This window comes from Congregibacter sp. (assembly GCF_047617445.1).
Taxonomy (GTDB): Bacteria; Pseudomonadota; Gammaproteobacteria; order Pseudomonadales; family Halieaceae; genus Congregibacter.
In genome coordinates this window covers 1-6809 of sequence record NZ_JBLGBE010000120.1, presented here as the reverse complement: position 1 = coordinate 6809, position 6809 = coordinate 1, and the positions used below count along the sequence as shown (strand labels likewise).

General features: G+C 55.6%; 6 protein-coding genes. 3 read left to right on the top strand and 3 right to left on the bottom strand.

Translation table 11 applies throughout. From position 1 onward, the window contains the following. Positions 1 to 97: 97 nt before the first annotated feature. A complete protein-coding gene (locus ACI9KD_RS16510; protein WP_414982266.1) occupies positions 98 to 382 on the bottom strand; it encodes a GIY-YIG nuclease family protein in 285 nt (94 codons plus the stop codon). Between the two features lie 18 nt (positions 383 to 400). Then, positions 401 to 2545: an FAD-dependent oxidoreductase gene (locus tag ACI9KD_RS16505; RefSeq protein WP_414982265.1), complete on the bottom strand. Its 2145-nt coding sequence runs from the start codon at positions 2543 to 2545 to the stop codon at positions 401 to 403. A gap of 155 nt (positions 2546 to 2700) precedes the next feature. Between ACI9KD_RS16505 and trxA the strand changes: the two genes are divergently transcribed. The 3 genes from trxA (at position 2701) to ubiD (ending at position 6444) form a co-directional block, all read left to right on the top strand. Continuing rightward, a complete protein-coding gene (gene trxA / locus ACI9KD_RS16500) occupies positions 2701 to 3030 on the top strand; it encodes a thioredoxin TrxA (RefSeq protein ID WP_414982264.1) in 330 nt (109 codons plus the stop codon). A 585-nt stretch (positions 3031 to 3615) separates the two neighbouring features. Then, complete coding sequence (gene rho / locus ACI9KD_RS16495) at positions 3616 to 4884, top strand: transcription termination factor Rho (protein WP_414982267.1); 1269 nt, start codon at positions 3616 to 3618, stop codon at positions 4882 to 4884. Between the two features lie 48 nt (positions 4885 to 4932). Next, complete coding sequence (ubiD, locus tag ACI9KD_RS16490; protein WP_414982263.1) at positions 4933 to 6444, top strand: 4-hydroxy-3-polyprenylbenzoate decarboxylase; 1512 nt, start codon at positions 4933 to 4935, stop codon at positions 6442 to 6444. Positions 6445 to 6465: 21 nt separating this feature from the next. On the opposite strand, the gene ACI9KD_RS16485 is transcribed toward ubiD, so the two are convergent. Continuing rightward, positions 6466 to 6809: heme biosynthesis protein HemY (locus ACI9KD_RS16485; RefSeq protein WP_414982262.1), on the bottom strand; the 344-nt coding region annotated here is incomplete at its 5' end.

Below are 6809 nucleotides of genomic sequence, written 5' to 3'. Positions count from 1 at the left end.
TCAATCTATGAGCAAGATGCCAAAGCCAAGCTCACCGAACTCCTGCGGGATCAGGGTGCTCATCGCACCGCGCTGGAAGAGCTCGAGAGCGAATGGCTCATGCAGCAGGAATCCCTTGAGGCGATGATCGAACAAGGCTGAGTTTGTCTGATCGAGGTAGGCGCTTTATTGTTGCTTCGCGCACTTGAGCACAGGACCGATTCTCACATTCCTCTACCCAAATAGCCTCCACCGGCCGACGCCCCCGGGTGTAATGAGCACCGCCGACCAGCTCGCCATTGTGCTGGCGAAGACGCCGCACTAAATTCCGGGTGACGCCGGTATACAACGATCCATCGGCGCAGCGCAGAATGTATACCGACCACAGCAGCGACTCCGGCACAGTTCGAACCGCCTTGGCTTAGCCGCGTCGCCAGCTCTGATAGCGACCCAACCAGTTGAGTAACTTTTCGGGTTTTCGGGCTTTACGCCATTCGCTGGCAAGAAAGCGGTTAGCCTCACTCATGGTCGGATAGATATGAATAGTGCCAAGGATTTTATTCAGCCCCAGGTCATGTTTCATCGCGAGCACAAACTCCGGCAGTAAGTCTCCCGCGTGAGCGCTGACGATCGTCGCACCGAGTATGCGATCGCGGCCGGGAACTGTGAGAACTTTTACAAAGCCCTCGTCCTCACTGTCGACAATGGCACGATCAAGGTCGTCAATGCCGTAGCGCGTGACCTCGTAGGGCACGCCCTGTGCGTTGGCTTCGTCTTCGCTCAAACCTACCCGTGCCACTTCGGGATCCGTAAACGTCGCCCAGGGGATAACGGAATAATCAACGCGGAAGCGCTTGAGATGCCCCAGTAACGCGTTAACTGTCGCGAACCAGGCCTGATGGCTTGCGGTATGCGTAAATTGGTATGGCCCCACAATATCGCCGCAGGCAAAGATCGTAGGAATATCGGTCTGTAGATAATCATCGACTTCGATAGTGCCGCGAGTAGTCGTGCGAATACCCAGATCTTCCAGGCCCATCCCCTCGATATTGGGTGTCCGGCCCACCGCCAGCAGCACACGATCGAATTCCAGCGAAAAGGCCTCTCCTTGGAGAAGGCACTGCGCCGACTGCACACCATCAGTAAGAGCAAAGGACTGCGGCTCACAATGGGTCAGTACTTTTATCCCCCTCTTCTCCAACCTGGCGTGAACCAAGGTAGCAGCGTCCTCATCCTCTCTCGGAAGAATCCGCGGAGCATGCGTCACCAAGGTTACATCGGAGCCGAGACTGGCCATCGCCTGGGCAAGTTCGCAGCCGATAGGGCCTGCGCCAAGAACCATAAATCGTTTAGGGAGCTCGCGAATGTCCCAAAGCGTATCGGACGTCAGATAGTCCAGATCTTCAAGCCCCTCAATATCTGGGACTCGGGCACGGGCGCCACTGGCGATAATGATGTGTCGTGTAGAAATCAGCTCACCATTTACCTCAACTTCCCAGGGAGACACGATCTTGGCATCTCCCGACACACAGTCCACACCCAGCGAGGTAAAACGCTCCACCGAGTCATGGGGCTCAATCGCTGCGATTTTCTCCTGCACGCGCTCCATAACCGCCGGGAAATTGACCGACACCTCCACCGGTGCGATACCAAACTCCGGGGCACGGCGCATCTCGTTCGCTACATGGGCGCTTCGAAGAATCGCTTTACTGGGCACACAGCCCGTATTCAAACAGTCCCCGCCCATTTTGTGACGCTCGATCAGCGTCACTTTGGCTTTGAGCGTGGCCGCAATAAGAGAGGCCACAAGACCCGCAGAGCCCGCACCGATTACCACCAGGTTGGTATCAAACTGCTTAGGTCGTGTGAACCGGGCCAACTGTCGACGCGATTTGAGGCGCCCCAGCAGACTTCTGGCAATAAAGGGAAACACACCCAGCAGGACAAAAGACCCCAGAAGTCCCGGGGACAAAATACCCGCCGGGCTCTCCAGTTGGCCAAGCTGCGTTCCCGCATTTACAAACACCGCGGTGGCCGGGAGCATCCCCAGCTGGGATACCCAATAAAAGCGACCGGTACTGATGGGTAACAGTCCGGAAATCAAGTTGATCACAAAGAACGGAAACACCGGCACCAGGCGTAGCGAGAATAGATAAAACGCGCCATCTCGAGAGAAACCCTCGTTGAGCGCTTTCAGTTGCCGCCCAAAACGGGTCTGCACCCAATCACGAAGCAAGGAGCGAGAGACCAGGAATGCCAGCGTAGCGCCCGCCGAGCTGGCGAAAGACACCAGCAGCAACGCGGTCCAGAAACCAAATATGGCGCCCCCGGCGAGCGTCATAATCGCAGCACCGGGAAGCGACAGGCCTGTTACCGCCACGTACAGCCCAAAAAAGGTCAGCGCCACCATCAGCGGACTAGCGTTGCGCAATGCCTGTAGGTCGTCACTACGCCCGCGCAGCTCTTCAAAATTGAGCAACGACTGTAAATCGAAGTACCAGAAGCCAAAAAAGCCCGCTACCACCAACGCTATGATCACAATCTTTACTGGTTTACCTGCTGCCATCTCACCTACTTCCTATCATTGCGTGCCGGGAAAATGCCCGAAATGTCTCAGTCACGATAAAGATCTACCATGCAAAGCTTGAATATTTGCCTAAAACCCCAATCTCCAAGATAGAATCACGCTTTTACAATCAAACTACGTTATGGAGAGACAACATGAGTAACGCTATTGTGCACGTCAGCGACGCAAGCTTCGAGCAGGATGTGCTTGGCAGTGACGTACCTGTCCTGGTGGACTTTTGGGCTGAGTGGTGTGGGCCTTGTAAAATGATAGCCCCGGTCCTTGACGAAATCGCCGGCGAGTATGCAGGCAAGCTCAAAGTCTGCAAGGTAGACGTCGACGCCAACCCAGAAGTTCCGGGAAAGTTCGGCATCCGCGGCATCCCAACATTGATTCTGTTTAAGGACGGCAACGCCGAAGCTACAAAGGTCGGGGCACTCTCCAAGACGCAACTCGTTGAATTCGTGAACGAAAGCATCGCCTGATCCAGGGGCCCCGCCACCTCTGTGCGGGGCCTTGTTTCTCCAAAGCTCTAAGAGAAAAAAGCGCTAGACCTCCTTTCAGGAGCGTGCTATTTTCTATGTGTCTGCGCGGCCCTGCGCGACAATAACAACTCTGCCACCCCTCTGTATCGTCCGCTTAACAGCGCTTCAGGCAAGTCTAAGAAGCGGTTTTAGCCCAAAGAGCCCAGGTGTCAGCGAACCCACTAACCCTTTCTCTCTGGTTCCCCAAACTTGTCTAGTACATCGCAAATCGAAACTGAAACACAAAATTCGTCCGAAACTTCGTCGCAAAGTGACGCGCCTGCCCCCGCAGCTGCAAAGACTGAAGCGCCCGAGTCATCGTCGACCCCGGGTGACGCGCCCCCAGCCGCAAAAACGCAAGAGCCGTCAAACGCTCCAAGTGATGCCTCCGCTGCGGCAAACCCTGAGCCGGCACAGAATCAAGGCGAGGCGCTCAGTAGGCCGTCCCGAAACCGTTCTCAAGGTCGGGGGAAGTCGCGCTCTAACAACAAGCCGTCACCGGCAGCGCCACCGGCAGGGTCAGATGCGATGCGCTCGTCAGAGCCCATGAACCTTACTGACCTGAAGACCAAGTCGACGCAGGAACTCATTGATATTGCGGCGACCATTGGCCTTGATAATCTGGCCAGGTCGCGCAAGCAGGACATCATTTTCTCAATTCTGAAGCGCCACGCGAAAAGCGGTGAAGACATTCACGGGGATGGAGTGCTCGAGATACTTCAGGACGGTTTTGGCTTCCTACGCGCTGCGGACAGCTCCTACCTGGCCGGCCCGGACGACATTTACGTGTCGCCAAGCCAGATTCGCCGTTTCAATCTGCGCACCGGTGACACGATTACCGGCAAAATTCGGCCACCGAAAGATAGCGAGCGATACTTTGCGCTGCTCAAAATCGGTGAGGTCAACTTCAGCAGACCTGAAAACTCCAAGAGCAAGATACTTTTCGAAAACCTGACGCCGCTGTTCCCGGATGAGCGCCTGACCCTAGAAGTGGGCAACGGCAGCACCGAGGATCTCACTGGCCGCATCATTGATCTGGTAGCCCCCATAGGCAAAGGCCAGCGTGGACTGCTGGTTGCACCGCCGAAGGCTGGTAAGACCATCATGATGCAGAACATCGCCCAGGCAATTCTTACCAACAATCCCGAAACCTACATGATCGTACTGCTCATCGATGAGCGCCCCGAGGAAGTTACGGAGATGCAACGCTCTGTAGGTATTCGCGGAGCAGAGGTCGTGGCCTCCACCTTTGATGAGCCCCCCTCACGTCACGTTCAGGTTGCAGATATGGTCATCGAAAAGGCCAAACGTCTCGTCGAGCACAAGCGTGATGTAGTGATCCTTTTAGACTCCATTACACGTCTGGCGCGAGCCTACAACACCGTTATCCCAAGCTCCGGCAAGGTATTGACCGGTGGCGTCGATGCTCACGCGCTGGAACGCCCAAAACGCTTCTTTGGTGCCGCAAGAAATATCGAAGAAGGTGGCAGCTTATCGATCATTGCTACGGCATTGGTTGATACCGGCTCGAAGATGGACGAGGTTATCTACGAAGAGTTCAAGGGCACGGGCAACATGGAATTGCACCTGGACCGCAAGATTGCCGAAAAGCGCATTTATCCCGCGATCAATATTCGTCGCTCCGGCACACGCCGGGAAGAGAAGCTCACGGGCGAAGAAGAATTACAGCGCATGTGGATCCTGCGAAAACTCCTACACGGCATGGAAGACACGCCTGCCGTAGAGTTCCTCATGGACCGACTGAAAGATACCAAGACTAACGAAGAGTTCTTCATGTCGATGAAGCGCAAATAGCGCTTGTTCAAGGCCAAGCTAATCGATAACAAGCGCTAGAATCAGACTATGGCAGCCGGCTACCGTGATCTGCGCGGCTTTATCGCCGAGCTTGAAGCTCGGGGTGAGCTCAAGCGAATTACTCAGGAAGTCGATCCGAATCTAGAAATGACCGAGATTGCGGATCGTACCTTACGCGCTAAAGGTCCCGCCTTACTCTTCGAAAACCCCAAAGGCCACACAGTTCCGGTACTTGCCAACCTGTTTGGTACCGAGGAGCGCGTAGCGCTGGGCATGGGCGCGGATAGCGTGTCGGCACTGCGAGAGATTGGCGAACTATTGGCCTATCTGCGCCAGCCAGACCCCCCAAAAGGCTTGAAAGATGCCTGGGAAAAAGCGCCGCTACTGCGCAAAGTCCTGGATATGGGCCCCAAAATGGTCCGCAACGCGCCCTGCCGAACCCATGTTCGTGAGGGAGACGACGTCAACCTCTACGACCTCCCCATACAAACCTGTTGGCCCGGCGATGCTGGACCACTTGTCACCTGGCCTCTGGTAGTTACCCGTGGACCGAATAAAACCCGGCAAAACCTCGGCATTTATCGCATGCAGCTGATCGGCCGTAACAAGCTAATCATGCGCTGGCTATCGCACCGCGGCGGCGCCCTGGACTATCGTGACTGGCAAATTGAGCATCCGGGAGAACGCTACCCTGTGGCGCTGGCCCTGGGCGCTGATCCAGCAACCACTTTAGGCGCAGTAACCCCGGTACCCGACTCCTTGTCTGAGTATGCCTTTGCCGGTTTGCTGCGCGGCGCTAAAACCGAGCTCTGCGAATGCATTACGCCACTTTGTAAGGCCAACGACCTGCAGGTACCCGCCACCGCCGAATTTATCCTTGAGGGCTATCTCGAACCGGGAGAAGAAGCCGACGAAGGACCCTTTGGCGACCATACGGGTTACTACAACGAAGTTGAGCGCTTTCCGGTGTTTACCGTTACCGCTATTAGTAGTCGTGAAGCGCCGATTTATCACAGCACCTATACCGGACGACCGCCAGATGAGCCTGCCATTTTGGGCGTAGCGCTCAACGAAGTCTTCGTCCCGCTGCTTAAAAAGCAGTTCCCCGAGATTATCGATTTTTATCTTCCACCGGAAGGTTGCTCCTACCGCATGGCCGTTGTGAGTATGCGTAAAGAGTATCCGGGGCATGCCAAACGCGTGATGCTGGGTATCTGGAGCTTCCTTCGCCAGTTCATGTACACCAAATTCATCGTTGTGACTGACGATGATGTGAATGTACGTAATTGGCAGGATGTTATCTGGGCGATGACAACCCGGATGGATCCCCGTCGCGACAGTGTCTTTATCGACAATACGCCCATCGACTATCTGGACTTTGCCTCGCCAGTGGCAGGCTTAGGCTCAAAGGTAGGCTTTGACGCCACTAATAAGTGGAAGGGCGAAACTGATCGTGAATGGGGCGTTCCCATTCACATGGATGAAGCCATCAGCGAACGGGTCGAGTCAATGTGGGAAGATCTTGGCATTGGCGTCGACCCAGCTCCCAGACGCCGCTAGGCAATCACAGCGAAACCGTTCTTAAGTCTCGAGTCGATGAGTCTCGGGAACAACGTCATCAGGCTGGGGAAGCTCAGGCAGAGGGCTGCTACGTAATCCAGTCCCCACGCGGAAGACTTCTGCAGCCGTTGCGTGATCGCCCACAGCAGTCAGCAATCGCCCCAGCTCCAGACAAGCCTCTTCGCTAGGCCGTGCCGCATGGCTGCGCTCCAAAAAGTCTCTCGCCTTGGCCCACTGCCGCTCTACCATCGCCAAACGCCCAAGACAAAGTAAGAGCTCCGGGTCATCACTGTGCTGTCGCAGCCAGACCTCGGCGATAGCCAGTTGTTTCTGTGCGCTCTCTCGGGGAATACGTCCATAAAGGT